The sequence below is a fragment of the Acinetobacter sp. YH12100 genome (assembly GCF_013419135.1).
GTDB classification, from domain to species: Bacteria; Pseudomonadota; Gammaproteobacteria; order Pseudomonadales; family Moraxellaceae; genus Acinetobacter; species Acinetobacter pseudolwoffii.
Window position 1 is genome coordinate 53,328 of the sequence record NZ_VPAQ01000012.1, and the last position, 24,373, is coordinate 77,700.

Consider the following 24,373-nt stretch of genomic DNA (forward strand, 5'->3'; position numbering starts at 1 on the left):
TCAAACCCCTACCTTAACGGTGATGTGACAAGTACGCTTAGTAATACGATCTGCACGGCCTTTAGCACGTGGCATAATACGTTTCAGGCTCATGCCTTCATCAACGTAGATCGTAGAAACTTTAAGGTCGTCTACATCTAAACTGTTATTGTGTTCAGCGTTTGCAATCGCAGATTCCAACGCTTTCTTAACTAGAACTGCAGCTTTTTTGTTGCTGAAGTTAAGGATGTTAAGCGCGTGCGCAACAGATTTGCCGCGGATAAGATCTGCAACCAAACGAGCTTTTTGTGCCGAGATAGCGGCACCGCGTAATTTAGCAGTTACTTCCATCATAGCACCCATTAACGTTTAGATTTCTTGTCAACACCGTGACCGCGATAGGTACGAGTTGGTGCAAATTCACCAAGCTTGTGACCAACCATGTGTTCAGAAACGATCACAGGAACGTGGTTACGGCCATTGTGTACAGAAATTGTTAAACCAACAAAATCCGGTAGGATCATCGAACGACGCGACCAAGTTTTGATCGGCTTACGGTTATTAGCCGCGATAGCCGCTTCAACCTTAGCGAACAAGTGCGCATCGACGAATGGGCCTTTTTTCAGAGAACGAGGCATTGTCAGATTCCTTTACTTGTTACTTAACGCGACGGTCGCGAATGATCATCTTAGTCGTACGCTTATTGGTACGTGTCTTGTACCCTTTAGCTTTTTGACCCCATGGGCTTACAGGTTGAATACCTTTGTTACGCCCTTCACCACCACCGTGCGGATGGTCAACCGGGTTCATTGCCATACCACGAACGGTAGGACGAACACCACGCCAGCGCGATGCACCAGCTTTACCAAGCGAACGAAGGTTGCTTTCCGAGTTAGATACTTCACCTAACACAGCGCGACATTCAACGTGAATTTTACGCATCTCGCCTGAACGTAGACGAACGATAGCGTAAGAACCGTCACGACCCAACAGCTGAACTGAAGTACCAGCTGAACGAGCAATCTGCGCGCCTTTACCGATTTTAAGTTCGATGTTGTGAAGAGTAGAACCGATTGGCATGTTGCGAAGCGGCAAGCAGTTACCTGGACGAATTGGAGCATCGTTACCAGACTGTACTTTATCGCCAGCGCGAAGGCCTTTAGGAGCAATGATATAACGACGTTCACCATCAGCATACAATACAAGTGCAATGTGTGCAGTACGGTTAGGATCGTATTCGATACGCTCTACAGTTGCAGGAATACCATCTTTGTTACGTTTAAAGTCAACTAGACGGTAGTGCTGCTTATGACCGCCACCAACGTGACGAGTCGTGATGTGACCGTTATTGTTACGGCCGCCAGTACGTTTTTTAGCTTCAACCAACGGAGAGTACGGTGCGCCTTTGTGAAGGTGATCATGAACCACTTTCTCTACAAAGCGACGTCCTGGAGACGTTGGCTTACATTTTTGAATAGGCATAATTCTCGTCCTTATTCCGCTGTGCTTTCAGCGGTATCGCCCAAGTCAGCCATTTCAACATCTTGGCCAGCTTTCAGGGTGACGTATGCTTTTTTAACATCAGAACGACGTCCTAATGTTTTACCAAAGCGTTTAGACTTACCTTTAGTGATAGTCGTGTTAACTTTAACAACTTCTACACCAAAGAGTTGTTCCACTGCTTTTTTGATTTCAAGCTTGTTTGCATTGATAGCAACTTTAAACACTTGAACACCAGCAGTTTCACCTAAAACTTGTGCTTTTTCTGAGAATACAGGTCCTTGCAGGACTTGATAGATACGTTCGTTGTTCATCCGAGTTCTACCTCAATTTTCTTAGCAGCAGCTACAGACATAACAACTTTGTCGAACGCAATCAAGCTAACCGGATCGATTGCAGCAGCATCAACCACATCTACGTGTGGAATATTGCGTGCAGCAAGATACAAGTTCTCATCAACAGCATCGGTAACGATCAATGCACGAGTTGCATTCAAGTCGTTAAGCTTTGCAAGCAATTCTTTAGTTTTTGGAGCTGCAACAGCAAACTCATCAACTAAAATTAGGCGATCTTGACGAACAAGCTCAGCCATGATGCATTGCATAGCACCGCGGTACATTTTACGGTTTACTTTTTGAGACCAGTCTTGTGGACGAGCAGCAAAAGTTTTACCACCGCCAACCCAGATTGGGCTACGAATAGAACCAGCACGAGCACGGCCAGTACCTTTTTGACGGAATGGCTTGCGGCCACCGCCAGAAACGTCTGCACGTGATTTCTGAGCTTTTGAACCTTGACGGCCACCAGCTAAATAAGCTGTAACCACTTGGTGAACAAGAGCTTCATTAAATTCACGACCGAACGCAACTTCTGATAATTCAACAGCAGAGCCGGAAACAGTATTTAAATTCACGTTATTTCCCCTCAGGCCTTGATCGTAGGACGAACGATTACGTCGCCACCAGTAGCACCAGGAACCGCGCCTTTAACAACAAGAACTGAACGTTCTGTGTCGATAGCAACGATCTCAAGACCCTGTGTAGTTACGCGTTCAGCACCTAAATGGCCAGCCATTTTTTTGCCTTTGAATACGCGACCAGGAGTCTGGTTTTGACCAGTAGAACCTAAAACACGGTGAGAAAGCGAGTTACCGTGAGTTGCATCTTGCGTACGGAAATTCCAACGCTTAACACCACCTTGGAAACCTTTACCTTTAGATTGACCAGTTACGTCAACAACTTGACCAACCTGGAACAATTCAACGGTAAGCGTACCACCAACTTCACGACCTTCAAGATCAGCTTCTGTAGCGCGGAATTCTTGAACTAGACGACCAGCTGCAACACCTGCTTTCGCAAAGTGGCCTTTCTGAGCGTTAGTTACGCGAGATTCGCGACGTTCACCAGTAGTGATTTGAATCGCTTGATAACCATCAGTTTCAAGCGTTTTGATTTGAGTGATGCGGTTAGGATCAACCTCAATCACTGTAACAGGCACAGAAACACCAGCATCTGTAAAGATACGTGTCATACCGCACTTGCGACCGACTAAACCAATAGCCATGTGCATAAACCTCTAAAAAAGCGGCCTAATTAACTTAGAGTGTTAATTAACCCGAAAGCCTTAACCCAATGCGATCTGAACATCAACACCAGCTGCAAGATCTAACTTCATCAATGCATCTACAGTTTTGTCTGTAGGTTGAACGATGTCGATCAAACGCTTGTAAGTACGGATTTCGTACTGGTCACGCGCGTCTTTGTTTACGTGTGGTGATGTTAAAACGTTAAAACGTTCAATGCGTGTTGGCATTGGAATTGGACCACACACTTGTGCCCCAGTACGTTTTGCGGTTTCTACGATTTCTTGAGCAGATTGATCAATCAGGCGATGATCAAAAGACTTAAGACGGATACGAATTCTCTGGTTAGACATACCAGTAAACTCCAAGCCAAATATATAAAGAATCACTCCTGACGCATCTCACCCCACTTTAATACGGGTAAGTGTCAAGAGCAGTGAAATATCACTAAGGTCGTGATCGATGCCACGACTGTAACGATAGTTAACTACTTTATTCGCAGTTAACCCCCTTCCTATCGAAGGGTCGCTTATTATAGCCATTGTTTAATGCATAAGCAAATCCCTTTTATGGTTTTATCCAAGTTTTCAATTTACCCCCTAAAACAAGAGTTTATTTTCTGAATACGGGGCAGTTTTCGCCAAGACATATTCTATAGCTCGATTTAATATCTGATTTCCTTCAACAAACTTATTTTTATGGGTCTTTTTTAATTCAGAGAGATCCTGAACATATTTTCCTGAAAATTGTGCAAGCTGCTCCTCATCTTCCAAAAATAAAGACAGGATTTCTGGAGTACTCTCTGGATGAAACTGAAAACCGAGCACATTTTTACCCAACTGGTACATCTGATTACGACAGGCTTGGTTTTCTGCCAGATGCACTGCCCCTTTGGGTATTTCAAAGCTTTCACTATGCCATTGCAGAATATTGAACTGTTCGGGCAAGCTAAAACATTCTTGCGGTAGATTGGCTACCTTGTGTACCGTGGCCCAGCCCAATTCCTGCTCAGGATTACGACTGACGCCCGCCCCCAATGCATTGGCAATCAATTGTCCACCCAGGCATAAACCGATTGCCGGTTTGCCATGTGACAGATAACGACGCAACCAGCGTTTCTCTATCTTTAACCAAGGGAAATTCGCCTCATCATTGACACTCATGGTTCCGCCCATGATGATCAGTAAATCGACGTCCTCAACCCTTGGCAAAGCCTCAATCTCTAAAGGACGATCCAACGGTAAAGCAAAAAACTCAGTCGCACTAATGTACGCCTGATACTGCTTTAAAAACTCATGACAACTACCATAGCCTTCACCAGCAATATGCTGAAAATAATGCACTTTTAAATGCGACTTCATGCTCCTCAACCTATTTTTTAGCTAGATAGTTTTAGGTTTTGCAAAAATGAAGCCAACTTTTTTCAAGGACCAATTTTTTTAACAATTCACAACCGAACTGGCAGTGAGTCACAGATTCTCTTAAGCTAAGGTAATATTTGATTACATTTAAGGGCATTCACATGAAAAAAAACGCTCAAACCACCCTGATTCATGCACCACGAAAAGCCCCTCAATCCATTTCTACGGTTCAACCTCCCCTGTTTCGTGCATCGACCATTATTTTTGAGAATACTGATGCGCTATTTAATCGCCACTGGACCGATGCTTATGACTATAGCTACGGCACCCATGGCACACCCACGACATTTACCTTAGGCGATAACATCGCGCAAATTGAAGGCGGTGAATACTGCCTACTTGCGCCGAGCGGTTTATCCGCCATTAACCTGGTGAATTCTTGTTTCTTGAGCCAAGGTGATGAAGTCTGGGTTGCCGATAACATCTATGGTCCAAACATGGAACATCTGCGCAATCTGGAAACGCGTTATGGCATTGCGGTCAAAGTGTATAACCCGCTTGAGGTCGAAACCTTTACACCAAGTGAAAAAGCAAAACTGCTTTGGCTGGAAGCAGCCGGTTCAGTCACACTGGAGTTTCCAGATCTGGTCGGTTTAATCAAAAAAGCCCAGGCACATCATATTTTGACGGCGCTGGATAATACCTGGGGCGCAGGTCTGGCTTTTAATGCTTTTGATTTTGGCGAAGAGCATTTAAGTGTCGATATCACGGTTCATGCCCTGACCAAATATCCAAGCGGTGGTGGCGACATCTTGATGGGCTCAGTTGTTACACGAGATAAAACCCTGCATCACAAACTGTTCCGTACCCATGCCATTCAGGGCATTAGTGTTTCTGGTGATGATGTGGCGCAGGTACAACGCAGTCTGGCTTCGATGCAACTGCGTTATCAGCATCAGTCCGAAAGCGCACTGACTTTAATGAAGTGGCTCAAACAGCAAACTGAGCTTGTTCAAGTTTTACATCCAGCCGATCCAGATTGCGCTGGACATCAATACTGGAAAGATATTTGCAAGACAGGTCAAAGTGCCGGCCTGGTTAGCGTGATTTTTGATCATTCTTATAAGCTGCAAGATATTCGCAATTTCTGTGACAGCTTAAACCTGTTTAAGCTCGGCTTTAGCTGGGGTGGCCCTGTCAGCCTGGTCATGCTCTATAACTTAAAAGACATGCGTGTACTGGAACATTCACATTTAAAACATGGCTTTCTGGTTCGCTTCTGTATCGGACTGGAACATCCGCAAGATTTGATTCAAGATATCCAGTACGCCCTAGAACACATGAAAAAGCCTAAAAATGAATGATAAACAATAGGAAAAGTTAGGTGAACACTATTTGGTATTACTAAAAAACCACAAATACCATGCAAGACATTGTCTTATGCTCACAGCTTACCAGTCGGCATGGTCTGCTTGTCGGTTTAACTGAAACTAAAAAAACAGTCACTCTTATTTATGAACAGAGTGTCGATCGGAATAGTGCTTTTGAAATGCTGCAAAACCCAAGTGGCCGAACCTCAAAAAAATGCCAAACAAGCAGAATTTGCAAAACAGCAAGCCAAGGAACAGTGACCTCTAACCGGTGAGCAACCAAAGGAATTAGAACACGCGACTTAGGCAACCTGAAGAGTTCATAAAAGATACTGATCGATTTATCAAACTGCGCACGCAGGCTCGGAGATGATACCGGGGAGAATTGTCCGCGAGTTTCATGACTGCTTTTTCAGTGAAAATAGCACGATTTATTCCTATCAAGATTTTTAAAATTATGGGATATTCAGATATCCCATAATTTTTTTATGGTTTTATTAAAAGATGTATTTACAAGGCACGCTTTAAGATGTATTTTAAATACATCTTATAAATAAACAGCCATGAGAGATCAAACATGACTCCGCAGCAAATTGACCTTGTAAAAGCAACAGTGCCTGTACTCCGCGAAAATGGTGTGGCACTCACGGGCTATTTTTATAACCGCATGTTAGGCAACAACCCTGCCCTTAAAGAAACGTTTAATATGGGTCACCAACGCAGTGGTGCACAGGCGCAAGCCCTTGCCGGCGCTGTATTGGCCTATGCCGAAAATATTGAAGACCCATCTGTACTTTTACCTGTGGTTGAGCTGATCGCGCATAAACACGTGAGCTTAAACATTCAAGCGCCAGACTATAATATTGTGGGTGAAAACCTGCTGCATTCTATTAGTGAAGTATTAAGCATCCCGATGGAAGATCCATTAATTGATGCTTGGGCTACAGCTTATGGTCAATTGGCTGACTTGTTCATCAGCACTGAAAAAACGATCTATGAGCAGCATCAGCAAACCAAAGGTAGCTGGTTAGGCTGGCGCAATTTCAAAATTGCCCAAAAAGTAGTGGAAAGTGACGAGATTACTTCAATCTATCTACAACCGGTCGATGGTGGTGATTTACCGAAATATGAAGCCGGTCAATATATTTCAGTTCGTGTATTCGTAGAAGAACTTGGCTTAAAACAGCCGCGTCAATATACGCTTTCAACCAGCCCTCAAGCAGACTATTTGCGTATTTCAGTTAAACGTGAACCGGGCAATGGCGCAGATCAAGTTGCAGGTTGGGTGTCTAACACTCTACATGGTTTGCCGGAAGGTTCAGAAATTGAAGTATCTGCACCAACAGGTAACTTCTACCTGATCGATCCAGCTAAACGTAATGTGTTTATCAGTGGTGGTGTTGGCCTGACGCCAATGATCGCGATGCTGAACCAGCTGGTGACTCTGGATATGCCACAACCTGTGACCTTTATCCATGCTTGCCGTAGCAAACAGGTTCATGCGATGCACCAGCATATTCATGACCTGAAAGCAAAATATCCGCGCTTAAGCACCCTTACTGCTTATGAATTTCCACATCAAGCTGACAAACTGGGTGAGGATTATGATGTAGCAGGTCGTCTGGATCTAAGTACAGTTGATGCAGCGCTGTTACCAGTCAATGCCGATTACTACCTTTGCGGCCCAATGCCATTTATGGCAGAACAGCAAAAAGCACTCGTTGCCCGCGGTATTCCTGCTGAAAATATTCATAGTGAAGCATTTGGTACAGGTGGGGTTCACCACTAAGCCCTCGCTTCAAGCTGAATAGGTGGGGCTAGTCTGGTTATGCTAGACTAGCCCTTATCTATTTAATTCTTAAAGATATTAGTGCGATCATGCAATTAAACAAATTTACCGACTATGCTTTGCGTATTTTAATGTACATCTCCCAGCCGCGAGATACGCCGTATACGATTGCGGAAATTGCGCGAGATTTGTATGTGTCACAAAATCATTTAATGAAGATTGTGCATTTCATGTCGAAACAAGACTGGATTATTGCCACACGCGGTAAAGGCGGCGGCATCCGCTTAAATCCTACTACACTAAATCTAAAACTCGGTGAGATCGTGCTTAGCTTGCAGGGTGAAAATCATGTGATTGTCGAATGTAATACCCCACCCTGCGTACTGCGTAGCAATTGTGGTTTAAAAGGTATTCTCGACCATGCGCTGGAACAGTTTTACCAAAGCCTGAACCAATATACCCTGGCCGATGTGCTCACCCCATCTAACCAATCTCATTTTAGTACTGTTTCTCCAATCGGTTTAATTAACCTGATGGATTAAGTTGCAATAGCATTGCAAAGCAAAGTTCGCTTGCCTGTGCGACTTCCTTTATAATGTTTCTTTGTAGATCATTTATTGAAGTTGAGTTATGCACCACAGCAGAGGAAAATCCAAAAACAGTAAGACAGCCCATGCACCCAAGCAAAAGATCAGCTACGAGAAAAAAGTTGATTCTGCTATTACTGAATATTCTGTGCGCTCACTCAACTGGCTACGCAAAGCCGAATTTTTAATGAGTGCACCAAAACTCAGTCTTTGTGTAGAAGATACAGGCTATGAAATTGCTTTTGCCGGTCGCTCCAATGCCGGTAAATCCAGTGCGATTAATGCCCTGACCAACCAGAAACAGTTGGCACGTGCATCAAAAAGACCCGGCCGCACCCAGATGATTAACTTTTTTAGCTTGGGTAATCCAGATCAGCGTCTGGTCGATTTACCAGGCTATGGCTATGCTGCCGTACCAGAGGCGATGAAAATTGTTTGGCAAAAAGAACTGGAAAATTATCTGATTCATCGCAAAAGCTTACAGGGCTTGGTGCTGTTGATGGATATTCGTCATCCGCTACAACACTTTGATGTGATGATGCTGGAATGGGCTTATTCACGTCATTTGTTTGTGCATGTTCTTTTGACCAAATCAGATAAGCTGAATCGTGGCCCTGCCTCTAAAGCGCTTCAGGAAGTCAAAGCCACATTGAAAAAAATGAAACTGGACTTCTCGATTCAATTGTTCTCCTCCATGAACAAAGAGGGACTTGAAGAACTGGCCAGCGTCATGGGCGGCCGTCTGAATTTCACTTTAGATCAATCAACTCAATTTGATTTGGACAGCATTCCGGAAGTATCGGCTCATGATCTAAATCAATTCGATGAACCAGTTGAACTCGACTCTGGGTCTGATGCAACTGCTATTGGTGAGGTTTCACCGCATGACTTAAATGAAGCTGAAGAACCGCTTGAATTACTTGAGCAGGATCAGTCAGAACTTAAAGCAGCAGATGAGCTGAACCAGAATAAACGCTCAGCTGAATAATCAAATGACAAAATATTTGATTGATTGATTTAAATTAAAAACCTCCGTTATGTCGCATAACGGAGGTTTTTTTCTAGGCTGATTTTCGCTATGCCAAGCTGGTCAAGTGATAGCAGCGCCGGATTGATCAGATTTACCTGTTTTTACATGAAGACTGCATTGTTTACTTAGTGATTAAATCCTGATTCATATTAGAATAAATCTTGATCAGCCTTAGATCAGGAACCCATTATGAAACCATCTATCTCTGTGATTACGCTGGCTGTTCAGGACATAGAGCAATCATTGCAATTTTATTGTGAGGGTTTAGGCTTTAAAAGCGACGGAATTATGGGGCAGGAATTTGAATATGGTGCGGTGGCGTTTATTCAACTGCAATCCGGTCTTAAGCTTGCCTTATGGCCGCAGCGCAGCCTTCAGCAAGATACCGGTCTTGAATTGAGCCCGATCTGCCCAACCCAAATGGCGCTGGGACATAATGTCTATAGTCCATTAGAGGTTGACCAGATCATGGTACTGGCTGAACGTGCGGGCGCTAAAATTATCAAAGCTGCACACACCACCTTTTATGGCGGATATGCTGGTTATTTTCAGGATCCCAATGGTCATCTCTGGGAAATTGTCTGGAATCCGGACTTAGATAAAGATTAAACCGGCGCTTCAGGTTCACGGGTATGCCGGTCTACCACCACACTGATCATCATATCGCCCTGCACATTCACCACGGTACGTACCGTATCCAGTAAACGGTCGATCGGCAATAAAATCGCAATCGCCTCGGCAGGCAATCCCACAGATTGCAACACCATAATCATGGTGACCATGCCAGCGCTTGGAATCCCAGGTGCGCCTAAGGATGCAATCATTGCCGTGGCACAGACCACCAGCTGTTGCCCCAGACTCAGATCCAGCCCCATTAAATTGGCAATAAACAAGGCGGCGGCTGCTTCATAGAGTGCTGTGCCATCCATATTCAGCTGTGTTCCCAGTGGAATCACAAAACCTGCCGTATGCGGACGTACGCCCAGATTTTCCTGCGCACATTTCATTGACAGTGGCATGGTGGCCGAACTGGAACTGGTGGCAAATGCGGTAATTAAAGCAGCGCGTGTGCCTTTAAAGAACGTGATCGGATCCATCTTGCCAAAAATCCACAGCAATAAAGGCAATACCACGATGCCATGGAAAATGGTGGTTCCGGTGACCACGGCCGCAAATTCAGCCAGACGACTGAGTACCGAAATATCCTCAGTCGCGATCAGCTTGGCCAATAAAGCAAAAATACCGAAAGGTGCCAGTTTCATCACCCAGCCAATCATCAACATCATGATTTCAAAAAACTGGTGACTCAACTTGCGCACGGTACGGAATTTATCTCCGCCTGCGACCAGTGCCACACCGACAAACAAGGCAAAGACCACCACTGCCAGGACATTGCCATCTGAAAATGCTTTAAACGGATTGATCAGGGTATTTTGGATAAAATTGGTAAAGAAAGAAGATGGCGTTAAGGTGTCCGGAGTCTGATGCTGCGCCATGGCATCCTGGAACATCAGTACATCGACACCCTTGCCGACATCAAACAGATGTGCACAGGCCAGACCTAAAATGAGTGCTAAAGTCGTTGTGGTCACACAGCACATCAGGGTGATTTTCCAGGTGCGATTCAGTTGTCCGCCTGCCTGTAGATTAGATACCCCGACCACAATCGACGTAAAAATTAGCGGAACCAACAGCATTTTTAATAAGCCGATAAAAACACTGCTGACGATGCCGATGCCGTATAAACTGACATCAAAAAATGAGGTCTGCGGAAATATTGTGAGTAAAAATCCAAACAGCACCCCCAATACGGCGGCAATTAAAATTTGCGTATTTAAGCTCATCTTTTCATGCATTTTAATATAGATCTTAAGCGGCACTATGCCATGCCGATTCTACAGAATCGAGTAATATTTTATAAACGCGTGCCTAGAACAAGATCTCAAATAATGATTGTTCTGCGGATTAAAAACAAAAAAACCGAATCTGGGATTCGGCTTTTTGAGCAAAAATATAAAAATTATTGGGTTTCGATTTCACGTAAGCGGATCAGCCCTTCCTGCGTGGTACTACAGACCAGTTCGCCATTCTGCCACATCCGTCCAAAATTCAGACCACGCGAACTGGCACTCTGGGTGGCATCCATGTCATATAGCATCCATTCATCGGCACGAAATGGCTTATGGAAGTACATGGCATGGTCAATACTGGCACATTGCAGGCTTGGCGAAATATAGCTCAGACCATGTGGACGCAGTGCCGTGGTCATCAAGGTAAAGTCTGAATAGAAAGCGGCAATGGCCTGATGCAAAGAAATCTGATCCACTTCTGCAGCAATTCGGTCATGCGTGCGGATATAGTGCGCATAAGACGGCGCTTCCGGTTGCGGCTGAAACGGATTTTGCGGATTGATCGGGCGAATCTCGACATGACGATCACGGGTGAAAGACGCACGGACATTTTCCGGAATAAACTCAATCATTTGTTTGATCAGTTCTGCTTCATTTTTCAGGCTTTCTGCTGGCGGATATTCCGGCTCTGAAATCTGGTAATTGAGACCTTCTTCCTGATGCGCAAAAGACACCATACACATAAAAATAGTGCGACCATGCTGAATCGCACGTACTTGACGGCTGACAAAGCTCTTGCCGTCACGGATACGATCCACTTCATAAATAATCGGTGCATTGACATCTCCACCAAACAGAAAATAGGCATGTAACGAGTGTGCCGGACGGTCTGTGGTATAAGACGCAGCGCGGAGTGCCTGCCCTAAAACCTGCCCACCAAACACGCGCTTGCCCACCAGATTACGGCTGATTCCCCGAAAAATGTTTTCTTCTAACTTTTCCAAGCTGAGCAGCTCGACCAGTTCCTGTGTTAAGGCATTCATAAGCAACCTACGTAATATTGGAGATATCCCAAAAATGGAAAAACAGATCTAAATAATTAATCTGGAATATTCTGCCACAAAATCAGACCGAAACTCTAAAGATTGCATGACTGTTCTGTCATACTGATGTCATAAGTGACTAGGAAAAGCATCTGCTTTCACGCTAAAATTAGAGCACTTCTGTTGAAGTTGTTAAAAAAAGATATATGGTTTCGCTTTGGAAACCCGCAAAAATAAACCCCCTCAGAAGTCCTGTGGTTTTGGTCAGTAAAATTAGGAGCAGCTATGTCCAAGAATGGCTTTGGTCAAATGTATCGCAAGCTTTCAAGTAAGCTACTTGATCTTGTGGTTACCCCTCATGTTCTTGGGGAAGTACCAAGTGAAGTGACAGCACCTGAACCTGATCAGACTGCAACAGAATCGCAAAAGCTGGTCTGCTACGTTTTACAGAACCATTCGCGTAGTAATGCGCTGGTCGTCGATGCAGAAACCCGCCGTTTAAAGTTGCCAGCTGCGCTCGATCCAATGCAACTGGGCAATAGTAAGGAAAAAGCTTCGCTGCTGTTTTTACAGCATCATGATGAAAATAACCTGCTCAGCTCACCGCCGCATGCGTTTCCGCCGCGCCTGTTACGCCTGATTGAAATCCTGGAACAACATCCTGAACTAGATGTGGAATTGGTACCAGTCACGGTGCTTTGGGGACGTGAACCTGAAAAAGAAGATTCCTGGTTCAAACTGCTATTTACCGATACCTGGTCTACGCCAAGCCGGGTCAAGCAACTGGTCAATATCGGTCTGCATGGCCGTCAGTCTTATTTAGAGTTTCACGAACCCCAGTCTTTACGTGCCATGATTGAGCATGCCAAAGAAACGCATCCAAATTCAGCGCCAGCGACTTATATTGTTAGCACTTTAAATGATTATCTGGATGGTCAGCGCGAAGTGATTCTCGGGCCGGATCTGTCCGATCGCCGTAACGTCATGCACGGCCTCATCAAATCGCCAGATGTACAGGCTGCGATTCGCAATGACAGTATTCGCAGTAAAATCTCGATGCTGGAGTCTGAACGTCGTGCCATTGGTTATCTGAACGAAATTGTTTCCGATTATTCTCATTCGACTGTACGCTTTGCCGATAAAGCCCTGACCCGCTTATGGACGCAGCTCTATGACGGCGTGGAAGTGCATAATTTCAGTACCGTGCGTGAACTGGCCAAAGATTATGAGATTGTCTATACCCCATGTCACCGCAGTCACATCGACTATTTATTATTGTCTTATGTGATCTATCGTCGTGGCTTGATGGTGCCGTATATCGCTGCGGGCGATAACCTGAATATGCCTTTTGTGGGTCAGATTTTACGTGGTGGCGGTGCGTTCTTTATCCGCCGTACTTTCCGTGGCAATGCGCTCTATACCACAGTCTTTAAAGAATATTTATATAGCGTTCTGTCACGCAATACCCCACTGGAATACTTTATCGAAGGTGGTCGTTCACGTACTGGTCGTTTGCTACCACCTAAAACTGGGATGCTGGCGATGACCGTACATGGTCATTTACGCGGCAAAGCCAAACCAATTGTCTTTGTACCGACCTATATCGGTTATGAACGCCTGATGGAAGGCGGCACTTATGTCGGTGAGATGAGCGGCAAGCCGAAAGAAGCCGAATCTATTTTTGGTATTGTCAAAACCCTGCGCAAAATTGAACGCATTTTCGGTAAAGTGCATCTGAATTTTGGTGAGCCGGTATTTCTGGATGACATCCTGAAACAGCATGGCGCAGAAAATATTAAAATTGAAAAGAACGATGATCCAATTCCACAAGCAGTTTCTGATGCAGTAAACAGCTCTGCGCAAGCGATTCTGGAAAATATCAACCGTGCAGTGGTGATCAATCCGGTATCGCTATTATCATTGATCCTGTTGGCCACGCCAAAACATACGCTGGATGAAGAAATCTGTATCAAGCAGCTTGATACTTATCGTACCCTGCTGGCGGCATTACCTTATGATGAACGGATGGAAGTTACACCGCTTTCAGGCAAAGAAATTATTGCCTATGCAATGAAGCTGAAACTGATCAAGCGGGTAAAACATGTGCTGGGCGATATCATTGCCATTGAAGATAATCAGGCAGTTTTGCTGACTTATTTCCGTAACAATATCGTGCATTCCTTTGTGCTTCCGTCATTGATTGCAGCACTGGCTGAACACAATGGAACGATTCGCCGTGATGATGTCGTCAACATCAGCAGCACCCTGTACCCATTCCTAAAAGCAGAGCTGTTTTTAAAATGGCGTGAAGATGAGATTCAGGATCAAGTCAATGCGCATATTGATAACTTGATTTCTGCCAAACTGATCACGCAAGATGGTGAAAATCTGCTTGCTCCGGCACCCAATACTGAAGTCCATCATCAGCTCGAAGTTCTGGCTGCACCAGTGACTCAAAGTCTGGAACGTTATTACATGACTTTGGCACTGATTACCCAGCGTGGTTCAGGCAATATTTCGACCCGTCAGGTTGAAGAATTGAGCTATCTGGTTGGTCAGCGTTTATCAGTTCTATACGAATTCAATTCGCCTGAATTCTTCGACAAAGCCCTGTTTCAGAGCTTTATTAAAGTCTTAACCCAAAAAGGTTATCTGTGTACCAATGACGACAATGCCATTGTTTTTGATGAACAGCTGACCAACGTGGCGCAATATGCAGATCTGGTACTGGATGAAGTGAAATTACAGATGCTGCATCACATCACCGCCTTTACCGATGAAGAACTCAAAGAAGCACTTGATGCAGTTGCGGCTGAACAAGCCAAGAAACGTGCCAAGCGCAAAAAAAAGAAGTAAAGCTTTTATTCTCTCTCCTTTCAGGAGATGGGAAGCACTGCTTCATAAGGGGGATGAGGGGGAATTTAAAATCCTTCCCCTTCTCCCCAGCTCTCTCCTACAAGGAACGGGAATTTAATCCTCCCTTTTTAAAGGGAGGTTAGGAGGGATTACTTTTCCTCATTAGTTCCAAATAATCCTCAAAACAATCTGTATGCTTTAATTCAAATCCTGTTTTTTGCATCCGAGTGGTATAGAGCTTTTTACCGGTGACCTGCTTGTTCTCAACTTCGAGTAAAGGCAGCCCCATCTGCTGCTGAAACCATTGCAAGACTTTATGTAAAAGCTGTGGCTGGTTATTGCTCACAATATAAGAAGACTCAGGATGTTCCACGTGAATCATCTGTGACAAGAAACGTGATAAATCTTCGATATGAATCCGGTTTGACCAGTGCAGATTTGGATAGCTGGTCATAGATACTGCCATTTTTTGTAAGCGCTCTACCGATGTTCCATAAATTCCACTTGGGCGAATAATTGTACATTGCTCAGGATAAGCCGCTAAATAGGCCTGCTCCATCTGATACAGGATTTCTCCTTGTGCATCATTGGGCTGTAGAGGCGTTTCATCATTGACGTTTTCTCCAGCATTTTGCCCATAGACCCGTGTCGATGACACCACCACAATCCGTTGCACTGGATGCTGTTTCAAGGCAGTCACAATCGGCTGCACAGAATCCAGATAGGTCTGTTGATAACCATCGACAGCACTTTGTTTTGGACTAAGCAATACATAGACCCAATCAATCGGTGTGACTGTCGTTAAATTCAGTTTATGCAAATCTTGAATCAGATGAGTTGCAAAGGAATCTGTTTTGGGACTTGAGCTAATTGTGCTAATTTGATGACCTTGCTCAAATAGTTGTTTAGCAACACGCCGGGATGTTTTACCATAACCGATAAATAGAATATGCATTGAGCACCGAATCACGAATCTGGTTGAGGGGACATGGCTGCAGTCCATCAGTTACAAGGCGTTGGCAATGCCGCCGCTGCATTACTTGAAAAATTAAATATCTTCAATACTGATGATTTGCTTTTTCATCTACCACGTGACTATGAAGACCGTAGCACGATCATTCCCATGAATCAATTGAGCGTGGGGCGTAGCTATTTGCTCGAAGGTATCGTCAAAGGCGTGGATTTCCCGCCGGGTAAACGCAAGTCCATGGCTGTATTACTGGATGATGACTGCGGTAAAGTCACTTTGCGTTTTTATCATATTTATAAAGGCATCACCGATCGCTGCAAGCTCGGTCACCGTTTAAGAATTTTTGGTGAAGTCCGGGTCGGTGCGCGCGGTCTGGAAATGTATCATCCCGAGCTGCAAGTCATTACTGAAGATACCCCGCTACCGCAAACCCAACTTACCGCGATTTACCCGGCCACTGAAGGTCTGACCCAGCCAAAAATACGCGATTATATTCAGCAGGCTTTGGCTCAGTATAGCGATCATCTGCCTGAACTGCTGCCAGCAAAATTTAGCAATGGTTATGCGTTAAAACAGGCACTGGAATATATCCATCATCCGCCAGTCAATGCCAATATGTTACAATTGGCACAAGGCTCGCATCCCGCACAGCAACGCCTGATCTTTGAAGAACTGGTGGCGCATCAGATCAGTTTATTGACCCGGCGTGCCTTTATTCAGCAGGTTGAAGCCCCTTCATTTGCACCGAGTAAAACCTATGCCAAACAGCTTCTGGCCAGTCTGGCTTTTGAAATGACCGGTGCGCAAAAACGTGTATCCAAAGAAATCGCACAAGATTTAAAAGCCAATAAACCAATGTTACGTCTGGTGCAAGGCGATGTCGGTGCCGGCAAAACATTGGTGGCCGGTGTCGCAGCCTGTCATGCCCTGGAAGAAAGCTGGCAAGTGGCGTTGATGGCACCTACCGAAATTCTGGCCGAGCAGCATTATCTCAACTTTAAACGCTGGTTTGAGCCACTAGGTCTTAATATCGCTTGGCTGTCCGGCAAGCAAAAAGGCAAAGCCCGCGCCGCAGCGGAACAGGTCATTCGGGACGGGAGCGCCCATCTGGTGATTGGCACCCACGCCCTGTTTCAGGAGAATGTCGAGTTTGCCAAACTCGGTCTGGTGATTATTGATGAGCAACACCGCTTTGGAGTCGATCAACGTCTTGCACTCAGAAATAAAGGCCTGGATGGCATGTCCCCGCATCAGCTGGTGATGACCGCAACCCCGATTCCCCGCACCTTGGCCATGTCGGCTTATGGTGATCTGGATACCTCGGTGATTGACGAGCTGCCACCGGGTCGTACCCCGATTCAAACGGTGACCATTCCACTGGATCGGCGTGAACAAGTTCTGCAACGTATTGCGACGAATTGCGCTGAAGGCAAACAGGCCTATTGGGTCTGTACCTTGGTGGAGCAATCCGAAACTTTAGATGCCCAAGCCGCGGAGGCCACTTTTGCCGAAATTCGGGAACGCTTTCCTGCGCTGAATATCGGTCTGGTACATGGCAAAATGAAAGCCGATGAAAAACAGGCGGTGATGCAGCAATTTAAGAATAATGAATTACAGCTACTCATTGCCACCACCGTAATTGAGGTCGGGGTCGATGTACCCAACGCTTCCATTATGGTGATTGAAAATGCCGAACGTTTAGGCCTGTCACAGCTACATCAGCTACGTGGTCGGGTTGGCCGTGGTGCCAAAGCCAGTTTCTGCGCCCTGCTATACAAGCATCCACTATCGCAAAACGGTCAGGAACGCTTAAGAATCATGCGTGAAACCAATGATGGTTTTATGATTGCCGAGAAAGATCTGGAATTGCGTGGGCCGGGTGAATTACTGGGGACTAAACAAACCGGCGATATGAATTTCCGCGTGGCCAAACTTGAACGCGATGATCACCTGCTCAATCAGGCACATTATGTGGCACAGCAAATTTTAAAAGATTATCCAGATCAGGCTGAGGCATTATTACAACGCTGGCTACCGGAAGCACCGCGTTATGCCTATGTTTAAATTACTGGCACAGGGAATCTCCAAGCTGAATACGCTTCAGCCCTGCCAGTTGTGTCAGACTGATTATCAGAGCATTCATTCAGTCTGTCAGGATTGCTGGCAGCAGTTGCCGTGGATACATCAAACCATTCAGCGTCAGGAAATGCAGTTTCAGATTGCCTGTGATTATGCCTACCCAATGGATCGGTTGATTCAGCTGTTTAAATATGAACAGAAGCTGCATTTGCAAAATTTACTGGCCGGTACGCTGTTGAGTTTAGAATTACCCAAAGTCAGTGCAATAGTCCCGATGCCGATCTCGACTGAACGCCTGGCCGAACGCGGTTATAATCAATCTCTGGTACTGGCCAAGCATGTGGCGAAAAAATTGAATGTTCCCATCTGGCAACCTGTTAGCCGGCTGAAACAGCATTCACAAAAAGGCTTAAGCCGTCTGGAAAGAATCGAAGATATCCAGTCGCAGTTTCAGATCAGTACACCGTCTAATATTCGTTACCGACGCGTGCTGATTATTGATGATGTTGTGACAACCGGCAGTTCGATTCTAGCGCTCACTCGAAAACTTGAAGAGCTAGGCTGTCAAAAAATTTATGCAGCCTGTCTGGCAGGCGCGCAAATCTAAAATTTAAGCTTGGGCGAGCAAATGTGACTTCACCCACGGAATCACAATTTCAGTCGTTAAGGGCGCCAGCAAGACCTCTTTTTCATCCAGATCAACCCATTTCATTTCAGCGATTTCTGCTTCAATTTTAGGTGCTTGATCGAGCCTTACCCAATAGACATAACTCACCAGTTGATGATCAGGTTCATTGGCAGTCTGGGTTTCAAAACGGCCAATGAATTGCTGAATCTGGGCTTGTGTGCCAATTTCTTCCTGAATTTCACGCAACATGGTGGCTTCCGGGGTTTCATTTGGCTCCAGCTTGCCACCGACCTGCATAAAGCAGGATGTTCCTTGCTTGCGAACCACCAGCAGTTGCTGCGCTTCATTTAAAATAATGGCTGCAGCCACCGTAATCACTTTCATTTATTTTCTACAATTGCGTATTCTAGATAACTTATTTTACAAGGTCGGTCTGATCAACCATACCCCATTTGGCTTCAGGCGGCTGATAACTTTCGAATTGGCGCAAAATATCGTCCAGATCATCACTGATAATCAACGCCTCAGTGAAACGTGATTTAGTAAAACCCTTCTCCGTGGTCATACGGATGAATTTAATCAGGTCATCATAAAAACCATCGGTATTGAGAAAAGCACAAGGCTTCTGATGAATTCCCAATTGTGCCCAGGTCCATTGTTCAGAAATCTCTTCCAGTGTTCCTGCACCACCGGGAATGGCAATAAATCCCTGAGCCAGTTCCGACATCCGGGTTTTACGCTCATGCATATTATCCACCACATACAGCTCGGTAATATGTGGATGTGCCAGCTCACGATTGACCAGCTGTCTTGGAATTACGCCAATCACCTTACCGCCCGCCGCCAAGGCACTATCAGCCACAATACCCATTAAGCCAGAACGACCTCCTCCATAAACCAGCGTTTGCTGTCGTGCCGCCAGAGTCTGACCGACTTTTTCGGCAACCTGCGTATAAAGAGGATCCGAGCCAAGCGCTGAACCACAAAAAATTGCGATAGAATTCATCATTTCATCCTCTAATTGACGCCATATTGTACGAAATCGCGGCAAGTGCGCTTTTTACCAAAATAACTGCTTAATATCAGTGTTTTTATTCAATTCCTTGTCTAAAATACACCCATTCCAATTCACATACTGCGCCCGGGAGAAAAGACAGCATGCTTGAAGCCTTTTACGCCACAGAGCGCGGTAGCTTAGAAGATATCACGATTAATGGTGATTTCGACCTGCATCCAGATTTAGTCTGGCTTGATCTGATTGCGCCTTCACAGGAAGAGCAGCAATGGATTTTAGATGCCTACGAGCAAAATTTACCGACCTTAAAATCGCTGGAAGATATTTCCTCGAGTGCCCGATTTTACCGTGATGATGACGGTATTTTGCATATCAGCACCTATTTTTTAACCAAGAATAAAAACTATCAGGTCGAAAATGAACACGAAGATGAATCCAGTATGCTGGCAACAGTACAAACCGTTGCATTCATTCTGCACAAGGATCGTCTGTTTACTTTGCGTGGTGAAAAACTGGTGGCTTTTCGCGCCTTTCGTGCCCGCGCGCGCCGCAATGATTATGAAATCGATTATAAAGATCCGACCTGGATTTTATTGGGCTTACTCGAAGCCAAGCTGGATGAGCTGGCCGATATTCTGGAAGATGTGCATAAAGATTTAGAGAAATATTCAACTGAAGTGTTGAATAACCGCCATCGTGAACAGATTCTGGATCTGGATGACATGATTACCCGCTTGGCGCAACTTGAAGATATGTTGGGTAAAGCGCAACTGTGTTTAATCGATTTACGCCGCGTCCTGACCTTCCTGTCGCGTCCACGCGCCTTGGGCAGTCATATTTATGATGCGGATATTCGAGAACTGAGTGAAGATGTGCGCTCGCTGGTCGAGCATGATGCTTTCTTGTTCCAGAAAGTACGTTTCCTGCTCGATACCACGTCCGGATTCATTAACACTGAGCAGAACGATACCATTCGTCGATTCTCGATTCTGCCGAGTATGCTTGCGCCACCAATGCTGATTGCCAGTATTTACGGTATGAACACCGAAGTGCTGCCCTTTGCACAAGGCACCATGAGTTTCATCATGGTCAGTATTATTTTAATTGGCTTCCTGATTGGCCCATTGATTTACTTTAGATGGAAGAAGTGGATCTAGAATCCCTCCTAACCTCCCTTTTGAAAAGGGAGAGATGCTTCCTGTCAGGGAGAGGTTTTTTTATTAGATATCCCTTTCTAAGTCTCACTTGCTCTTTAATTAAAGTGAAGCGCAAGAAATGCCTGTATTTAATTCATATTTATTTAATCCCTCTTCAACTTCTCTTTAAAAAGTGAAGAAAATGGTTAGGGAGGATTTTTACACCCCTCTCTCTAACTCTCTCCCTGAGGCAGAGAGGACGTGCAATCCATATTTAGATCTATTTGATTTGAATGATTTCTTAAAATTTGATCACAATAAAAAAGCACCTTTCGGTGCTTTTCTTTTACTGAACGATGTTTAAATCATCCTGCAAATGGCTGGCCTGAATGATATTCATCATTTTAGCAGGAACAGCTTTAAACTGTAGCCCTTGAGCCTGAGGAGTCTGGCGCAGCCAGCGCACCAAAACTGCCAAAGCCAAAGTACTGCCACTTTCAAGCTCGGCCAGATTAACCACAAGTGGAAACTTGCTTTGTGACTGGATCACACGTAGACCATTTAAGTAATAGTCCTGTGCATTGTCATAGTCAATCTTGCCTGAAACCTGTAGTTCCTGATCATTGAATGTAATCACGGCTCACCTGTTTGATTATTTCTTGTCGATTGCAGCTTCTGCATCCGGTTTAAAGTTAGCAATTGCTTTATCAATATTACCGCCATTACGTTTTACCGTCGCAGCAAACTGGTTACGGAACTGCAAACCCAGGTCAATACCCGATACGTTGATATTGCGGATTTTCCATTGTGAACCCTTGTCCACCAGCTGGAATGCTACTGGAATTTTCTCGCCCTTGTTATTAAAGTCGATGGTCACGACAGGGTTTTTGCTGTTGCTGGCCTTGTAAGGACGCACGCTATAAGTCTGATTACTGAACTTGGCAAAGGCAGAACCATAGTTTTCAATTAAGGTTTCACGGAAATTCTTTTCAAACTGCGCACGCTGTGCCGCCGTACTATATTGGTTCGTGGCATATGTGCCCATCACAATACGTGTGAAAGATTGAGAATCAATATACGGATCCAGATTCTGGCGCACAATGCTTTTGACCAAAGCTGGATTTGATTGCAGTTTTGCATTGTCAGCTTTGAGGCGCTCAATTAAACCATCTGCTACTTTTTTAATAAAAGCAGGTGGTGCTTCAGACGGTGCAGCAAACACTGTACCAGCAACCATTGTTGAAAGAATGCTTACTGCAAGCGTTTGTTTTACTAAAGTCTTCACTGAATTCTCCTCAATCTATTATTCAACAAATGCAGGTTCTGCATCTGTTGTTTCTGAAACTGTCGTCTGTTCCGATGTAGTTTCTTGACTATCTGACGATTTGCCAGCACCACCGGTAATAAATTTCGTCACCAAATCTTCAATTTCCATAGTGCCTTGGGTATTGGCAATCTGATCGCCGCGTTGCAAATAGCTCAGGCCACCACCTGGAATAATTTTCAGGTACTTTTCACCCAATAAGCCATTGGTCGCTACCATAATATAAGCATCTTCATCAATATTGGTGATGGATTTCATGTTAGCTAACAGTTGTTTTTCCATGTCTTTTTGTTGCGCAGGTGTCGCTGCTTCATAGTCCGAGCTGTAGCGTAACTCGTCCAGAGCTTCCTCTTGAACTTGCTTTAATTGTTCAGCATTAAACGAGGTCAATGAGCCATCTAAGGTCATATGTACGGTTGCCAGGCGCGTTACAGGATCCAGGGTAATCTCATCGACCTGTCCCACTTTCACCCCGCTTAAAGCGACTTTGGCACGTGGCTTGATGCCATTCACATTTTCAAAAGTTGCCGTCATTTTATAGCTGTCGGAAATATTGCTGCCGACCAGACCACTGACACGCATCGCTAAAAAGAATAAGGCAATACCAAATAAAATAACAAAAACACCAACGGCCAGCTCACTAGTACGTGATTTCATTAAACACCTCCGAACATGACCGCAGTCAACACAAAATCAAAGCCTAAAACGCACAGTGAAGAATAGACGACTGTACGCGTTGTAGAAGTTGCAATACCTTCCGATGTCGGTACACAGGCATAGCCTTGATATACCGCAATCCAGGTACACATTAATGCGAATACAAAACTTTTAATAATAGTGCCATTCAAGACATCTTTATAGAATTGCACGCTGCTTTCCATGCCGCTCCAATAAGCGCCTTCATCAGCCCCCAAAAAGTCTACACCGACCATTTTGCCGCCCATAATTCCGACTGCGGCAAAGATCACCGAAAGCATAGGCAAGCTGAAAATCCCCGCCCAGAGACGTGGCGAAATCACCCGTTTTAAGGGATCCACCCCAATCATTTCCATACTGGACAATTGTTCAGTGGCTTTCATCAGACCAATTTCTGCGGTCAAAGCCGAACCGGCACGTCCTGCAAACAGCAAAGCCGCGACCACAGGTGCTAATTCACGCAGCAAGGTCAACGCCACCGCTGTACCAAGCATGGATTCACTGCCAAAGGTCGACAGAATACTGAACATCTGCAAGCCAAGCACGGCACCAATAAACAGACCAGAAACCACAATAATCAGCAGGGACAATACCCCGACCCGATACATCTGATAAACAAATAGTCTTAGCCCAAGCCAGGTCGGCATGGAAAATAAGATCTGCAACAGCATCAGGGTTGCGACCCCAATCCCCTGTACACGTTCAATAACGCGTCTACCTAATGCGGCAATTGCATTCATGAACGTACCTCATCACTTAAATAAGCCCGGTGACTAAACTGATAATCGACTGGACCTTCCACCGAACCCGTCAGGAATTGCTGCACAAAAGTTGAAGGATGCACTTTTAGCTCTGCCGGTGTCCCCTCGCCCTGGATCTTGCCTTCTGCCACAATATAAATGTAATCAGCAATGGATAAGGTTTCTGTCACATCATGCGAGACAATAATCGTGGTCAGATCTAGTGCTTCACGCAATGAACGGATCAGGCGAGTCAATACCCCCATCACAATCGGATCTTGTCCGGCAAAGGGTTCATCGTACATGATCAGTTCAGGGTCCAGCGCAATCGCCCGGGCCAAAGCCACACGTCGGTTCATACCACCAGACAGTTCCGATGGCATCATTTGCTCTGCACCGCGCAAGCCGACGGATTCCAGTTTCAATGCCACGATTTCCTTAATTAGATGTTCTGGCAGTTTGGTATGGGCCCGAATTGGAAACGCGACATTTTCATACACGCTCATATCGGTAAACAAAGCACCGCTCTGAAATAGCATACCCATCCGTGCACGTGCTGAAAAAAGTTCGGAACGTGACATCGAGGCAATATCTTTGCCATCCAATAAGACCTGACCATGCTCAGGCGTCAGCTGCCCACCGATCAATCTTAATAAGGTAGTTTTACCAGTTCCGGATGGCCCCATAATGGCGGTAATCTGCCCACGACGAATATTTAAACTCACGTCGTCATAAATCACGCGCTCGCCTCGTTTGAAGCTCAAATTCTTGACTTCAATCAAAGACTGAGTATCTCGCGCTGTTTGATTTTTCATAGCTGAGTTTATTCCTACATTTT

27 protein-coding genes and 1 pseudogene are annotated in these 24,373 nt (G+C 45.1%); 10 read left to right on the plus strand and 18 right to left on the minus strand.

Annotated features, from left to right (window positions below; translation table 11 throughout):
* From rplV to FTU40_RS09810, 8 genes are all read right to left on the minus strand, one after another.
* Positions 1–330 (minus strand): 50S ribosomal protein L22, encoded by a 330-nt coding sequence (gene rplV, locus FTU40_RS09775; protein ID WP_001982638.1) that lies wholly within the window; start codon positions 328–330, stop codon positions 1–3.
* Positions 331–341: 11 nt separating this feature from the next.
* Positions 342–617: a 30S ribosomal protein S19 gene (gene rpsS, locus FTU40_RS09780; RefSeq protein ID WP_004281508.1), complete on the minus strand. Its 276-nt coding sequence runs from the start codon at positions 615–617 to the stop codon at positions 342–344.
* Positions 618–636: 19 nt separating this feature from the next.
* A complete protein-coding gene (gene rplB / locus FTU40_RS09785) occupies positions 637–1,461 on the minus strand; it encodes a 50S ribosomal protein L2 (protein ID WP_005094148.1) in 825 nt (274 codons plus the stop codon).
* Between the two features lie 11 nt (positions 1,462–1,472).
* A complete protein-coding gene (gene rplW, locus FTU40_RS09790; RefSeq protein WP_005094149.1) occupies positions 1,473–1,793 on the minus strand; it encodes a 50S ribosomal protein L23 in 321 nt (106 codons plus the stop codon).
* Positions 1,790–2,392 (minus strand): 50S ribosomal protein L4, encoded by a 603-nt coding sequence (rplD, locus tag FTU40_RS09795; RefSeq protein WP_005094150.1) that lies wholly within the window; start codon positions 2,390–2,392, stop codon positions 1,790–1,792. Before rplD ends, rplW begins: the two co-directional genes overlap by 4 nt.
* Before the next feature lie 11 nt (positions 2,393–2,403).
* A complete protein-coding gene (gene rplC / locus FTU40_RS09800; protein WP_005094152.1) occupies positions 2,404–3,042 on the minus strand; it encodes a 50S ribosomal protein L3 in 639 nt (212 codons plus the stop codon).
* Positions 3,043–3,102: 60 nt separating this feature from the next.
* Positions 3,103–3,414, minus strand: coding sequence for a 30S ribosomal protein S10 (gene rpsJ / locus FTU40_RS09805; protein ID WP_000070912.1), 312 nt, complete (start codon positions 3,412–3,414; stop codon positions 3,103–3,105).
* Between the two features lie 246 nt (positions 3,415–3,660).
* Positions 3,661–4,422 (minus strand): type 1 glutamine amidotransferase, encoded by a 762-nt coding sequence (locus FTU40_RS09810; RefSeq protein ID WP_180040666.1) that lies wholly within the window; start codon positions 4,420–4,422, stop codon positions 3,661–3,663.
* Positions 4,423–4,583: 161 nt separating this feature from the next.
* Between FTU40_RS09810 and FTU40_RS09815 the strand changes: the two genes are divergently transcribed.
* From FTU40_RS09815 to FTU40_RS09835, 6 genes and pseudogenes are all read left to right on the plus strand, one after another.
* Positions 4,584–5,786, plus strand: coding sequence for a PLP-dependent transferase (locus tag FTU40_RS09815; RefSeq protein ID WP_005094155.1), 1,203 nt, complete (start codon positions 4,584–4,586; stop codon positions 5,784–5,786).
* A gap of 59 nt (positions 5,787–5,845) precedes the next feature.
* Positions 5,846–5,933: pseudogene (locus FTU40_RS15380) on the plus strand (hypothetical protein); the annotation flags it as partial.
* A gap of 436 nt (positions 5,934–6,369) precedes the next feature.
* Positions 6,370–7,581 carry an NO-inducible flavohemoprotein gene (gene hmpA, locus FTU40_RS09820; protein ID WP_100355133.1) on the plus strand — a complete coding sequence of 404 codons (1,212 nt, stop codon included), beginning with the start codon at positions 6,370–6,372 and terminating at the stop codon, positions 7,579–7,581.
* An 89-nt stretch (positions 7,582–7,670) separates the two neighbouring features.
* Positions 7,671–8,123: an Rrf2 family transcriptional regulator gene (locus FTU40_RS09825; RefSeq protein ID WP_005094159.1), complete on the plus strand. Its 453-nt coding sequence runs from the start codon at positions 7,671–7,673 to the stop codon at positions 8,121–8,123.
* A gap of 88 nt (positions 8,124–8,211) precedes the next feature.
* Complete coding sequence (yihA, locus tag FTU40_RS09830) at positions 8,212–9,156, plus strand: ribosome biogenesis GTP-binding protein YihA/YsxC (protein WP_180040668.1); 945 nt, start codon at positions 8,212–8,214, stop codon at positions 9,154–9,156.
* 231 nt (positions 9,157–9,387) lie between these two features.
* Complete coding sequence (locus FTU40_RS09835) at positions 9,388–9,807, plus strand: VOC family protein (protein WP_005168733.1); 420 nt, start codon at positions 9,388–9,390, stop codon at positions 9,805–9,807.
* Here the strand turns inward: FTU40_RS09835 and FTU40_RS09840 are convergent.
* Positions 9,804–11,042 carry a dicarboxylate/amino acid:cation symporter gene (locus tag FTU40_RS09840; RefSeq protein ID WP_034608350.1) on the minus strand — a complete coding sequence of 413 codons (1,239 nt, stop codon included), beginning with the start codon at positions 11,040–11,042 and terminating at the stop codon, positions 9,804–9,806. The two genes, FTU40_RS09835 and FTU40_RS09840, sit on opposite strands and share 4 nt — an antisense overlap.
* Before the next feature lie 176 nt (positions 11,043–11,218).
* Positions 11,219–12,091 (minus strand): acyl-CoA thioesterase II, encoded by an 873-nt coding sequence (locus FTU40_RS09845; protein ID WP_005094170.1) that lies wholly within the window; start codon positions 12,089–12,091, stop codon positions 11,219–11,221.
* 285 nt (positions 12,092–12,376) lie between these two features.
* Here FTU40_RS09845 and plsB point away from each other — a divergent pair, with 285 nt between their 5' ends.
* Entirely contained in the window at positions 12,377–14,947 is a 2,571-nt protein-coding gene (plsB, locus tag FTU40_RS09850; RefSeq protein ID WP_180040670.1) for a glycerol-3-phosphate 1-O-acyltransferase PlsB, read from the plus strand.
* Positions 14,948–15,086: 139 nt separating this feature from the next.
* On the opposite strand, the gene FTU40_RS09855 is transcribed toward plsB, so the two are convergent.
* On the minus strand, positions 15,087–15,902 hold the full coding sequence (locus tag FTU40_RS09855; RefSeq protein WP_180040672.1) for an NAD-dependent epimerase/dehydratase family protein: 816 nt from the start codon (positions 15,900–15,902) through the stop codon (positions 15,087–15,089).
* A gap of 33 nt (positions 15,903–15,935) precedes the next feature.
* Between FTU40_RS09855 and recG the strand changes: the two genes are divergently transcribed.
* Both recG and FTU40_RS09865 read left to right on the plus strand, forming a co-directional pair.
* Entirely contained in the window at positions 15,936–17,981 is a 2,046-nt protein-coding gene (gene recG, locus FTU40_RS09860) for an ATP-dependent DNA helicase RecG (RefSeq protein ID WP_100357824.1), read from the plus strand.
* A complete protein-coding gene (locus FTU40_RS09865) occupies positions 17,968–18,603 on the plus strand; it encodes a ComF family protein (protein WP_180040674.1) in 636 nt (211 codons plus the stop codon). The genes recG and FTU40_RS09865 overlap by 14 nt, the downstream gene beginning before the upstream one ends.
* Positions 18,604–18,606: 3 nt before the next feature.
* On the opposite strand, the gene FTU40_RS09870 is transcribed toward FTU40_RS09865, so the two are convergent.
* Both FTU40_RS09870 and FTU40_RS09875 read right to left on the minus strand, forming a co-directional pair.
* Complete coding sequence (locus tag FTU40_RS09870) at positions 18,607–19,008, minus strand: NUDIX domain-containing protein (RefSeq protein ID WP_005094183.1); 402 nt, start codon at positions 19,006–19,008, stop codon at positions 18,607–18,609.
* Between the two features lie 31 nt (positions 19,009–19,039).
* On the minus strand, positions 19,040–19,630 hold the full coding sequence (locus FTU40_RS09875) for a TIGR00730 family Rossman fold protein (RefSeq protein ID WP_005094184.1): 591 nt from the start codon (positions 19,628–19,630) through the stop codon (positions 19,040–19,042).
* A 152-nt stretch (positions 19,631–19,782) separates the two neighbouring features.
* On the opposite strand from FTU40_RS09875, the gene FTU40_RS09880 reads away from it, so the two are divergent.
* Positions 19,783–20,796: a CorA family divalent cation transporter gene (locus FTU40_RS09880; protein WP_005168743.1), complete on the plus strand. Its 1,014-nt coding sequence runs from the start codon at positions 19,783–19,785 to the stop codon at positions 20,794–20,796.
* A 325-nt stretch (positions 20,797–21,121) separates the two neighbouring features.
* On the opposite strand, the gene FTU40_RS09885 is transcribed toward FTU40_RS09880, so the two are convergent.
* The 5 genes from FTU40_RS09885 to FTU40_RS09905 are packed head-to-tail and all read right to left on the minus strand — an operon-like array spanning position 21,122 to position 24,350.
* On the minus strand, positions 21,122–21,412 hold the full coding sequence (locus tag FTU40_RS09885; RefSeq protein WP_005168745.1) for an STAS domain-containing protein: 291 nt from the start codon (positions 21,410–21,412) through the stop codon (positions 21,122–21,124).
* Positions 21,413–21,427: 15 nt separating this feature from the next.
* Positions 21,428–22,060: a phospholipid-binding protein MlaC gene (locus tag FTU40_RS09890; RefSeq protein ID WP_005094187.1), complete on the minus strand. Its 633-nt coding sequence runs from the start codon at positions 22,058–22,060 to the stop codon at positions 21,428–21,430.
* Positions 22,061–22,078: 18 nt separating this feature from the next.
* A complete protein-coding gene (locus FTU40_RS09895; RefSeq protein WP_005094188.1) occupies positions 22,079–22,756 on the minus strand; it encodes an outer membrane lipid asymmetry maintenance protein MlaD in 678 nt (225 codons plus the stop codon).
* A complete protein-coding gene (gene mlaE / locus FTU40_RS09900; protein ID WP_074383590.1) occupies positions 22,756–23,535 on the minus strand; it encodes a lipid asymmetry maintenance ABC transporter permease subunit MlaE in 780 nt (259 codons plus the stop codon). Before mlaE ends, FTU40_RS09895 begins: the two co-directional genes overlap by 1 nt.
* Complete coding sequence (locus FTU40_RS09905; protein WP_005094190.1) at positions 23,532–24,350, minus strand: ABC transporter ATP-binding protein; 819 nt, start codon at positions 24,348–24,350, stop codon at positions 23,532–23,534. Before FTU40_RS09905 ends, mlaE begins: the two co-directional genes overlap by 4 nt.
* Positions 24,351–24,373: the final 23 nt, after the last annotated feature.

What these genes read in the sequence shown, in the direction of transcription:
- rplV (WP_001982638.1), bottom strand. Translation starts at nt 330, where the DNA reads ATGGAAGTAACTGCTAAATTACGCGGTGCCGCTATCTCGGCACAAAAA.
- rpsS (WP_004281508.1), bottom strand. Translation starts at nt 617, where the DNA reads ATGCCTCGTTCTCTGAAAAAAGGCCCATTCGTCGATGCGCACTTGTTC.
- rplB (WP_005094148.1), bottom strand. Translation starts at nt 1,461, where the DNA reads ATGCCTATTCAAAAATGTAAGCCAACGTCTCCAGGACGTCGCTTTGTA.
- rplW (WP_005094149.1), bottom strand. Translation starts at nt 1,793, where the DNA reads ATGAACAACGAACGTATCTATCAAGTCCTGCAAGGACCTGTATTCTCA.
- rplC (WP_005094152.1), bottom strand. Translation starts at nt 3,042, where the DNA reads ATGGCTATTGGTTTAGTCGGTCGCAAGTGCGGTATGACACGTATCTTT.
- rpsJ (WP_000070912.1), bottom strand. Translation starts at nt 3,414, where the DNA reads ATGTCTAACCAGAGAATTCGTATCCGTCTTAAGTCTTTTGATCATCGC.
- FTU40_RS09810 (WP_180040666.1), bottom strand. Translation starts at nt 4,422, where the DNA reads ATGAAGTCGCATTTAAAAGTGCATTATTTTCAGCATATTGCTGGTGAA.
- FTU40_RS09815 (WP_005094155.1), top strand. Translation starts at nt 4,584, where the DNA reads ATGAAAAAAAACGCTCAAACCACCCTGATTCATGCACCACGAAAAGCC.
- hmpA (WP_100355133.1), top strand. Translation starts at nt 6,370, where the DNA reads ATGACTCCGCAGCAAATTGACCTTGTAAAAGCAACAGTGCCTGTACTC.
- FTU40_RS09825 (WP_005094159.1), top strand. Translation starts at nt 7,671, where the DNA reads ATGCAATTAAACAAATTTACCGACTATGCTTTGCGTATTTTAATGTAC.
- yihA (WP_180040668.1), top strand. Translation starts at nt 8,212, where the DNA reads ATGCACCACAGCAGAGGAAAATCCAAAAACAGTAAGACAGCCCATGCA.
- FTU40_RS09835 (WP_005168733.1), top strand. Translation starts at nt 9,388, where the DNA reads ATGAAACCATCTATCTCTGTGATTACGCTGGCTGTTCAGGACATAGAG.
- FTU40_RS09840 (WP_034608350.1), bottom strand. Translation starts at nt 11,042, where the DNA reads ATGAGCTTAAATACGCAAATTTTAATTGCCGCCGTATTGGGGGTGCTG.
- FTU40_RS09845 (WP_005094170.1), bottom strand. Translation starts at nt 12,091, where the DNA reads ATGAATGCCTTAACACAGGAACTGGTCGAGCTGCTCAGCTTGGAAAAG.
- plsB (WP_180040670.1), top strand. Translation starts at nt 12,377, where the DNA reads ATGTCCAAGAATGGCTTTGGTCAAATGTATCGCAAGCTTTCAAGTAAG.
- FTU40_RS09855 (WP_180040672.1), bottom strand. Translation starts at nt 15,902, where the DNA reads ATGCATATTCTATTTATCGGTTATGGTAAAACATCCCGGCGTGTTGCT.
- recG (WP_100357824.1), top strand. Translation starts at nt 15,936, where the DNA reads ATGGCTGCAGTCCATCAGTTACAAGGCGTTGGCAATGCCGCCGCTGCA.
- FTU40_RS09865 (WP_180040674.1), top strand. Translation starts at nt 17,968, where the DNA reads ATGCCTATGTTTAAATTACTGGCACAGGGAATCTCCAAGCTGAATACG.
- FTU40_RS09870 (WP_005094183.1), bottom strand. Translation starts at nt 19,008, where the DNA reads ATGAAAGTGATTACGGTGGCTGCAGCCATTATTTTAAATGAAGCGCAG.
- FTU40_RS09875 (WP_005094184.1), bottom strand. Translation starts at nt 19,630, where the DNA reads ATGAATTCTATCGCAATTTTTTGTGGTTCAGCGCTTGGCTCGGATCCT.
- FTU40_RS09880 (WP_005168743.1), top strand. Translation starts at nt 19,783, where the DNA reads ATGCTTGAAGCCTTTTACGCCACAGAGCGCGGTAGCTTAGAAGATATC.
- FTU40_RS09895 (WP_005094188.1), bottom strand. Translation starts at nt 22,756, where the DNA reads ATGAAATCACGTACTAGTGAGCTGGCCGTTGGTGTTTTTGTTATTTTA.
- mlaE (WP_074383590.1), bottom strand. Translation starts at nt 23,535, where the DNA reads ATGAATGCAATTGCCGCATTAGGTAGACGCGTTATTGAACGTGTACAG.
- FTU40_RS09905 (WP_005094190.1), bottom strand. Translation starts at nt 24,350, where the DNA reads ATGAAAAATCAAACAGCGCGAGATACTCAGTCTTTGATTGAAGTCAAG.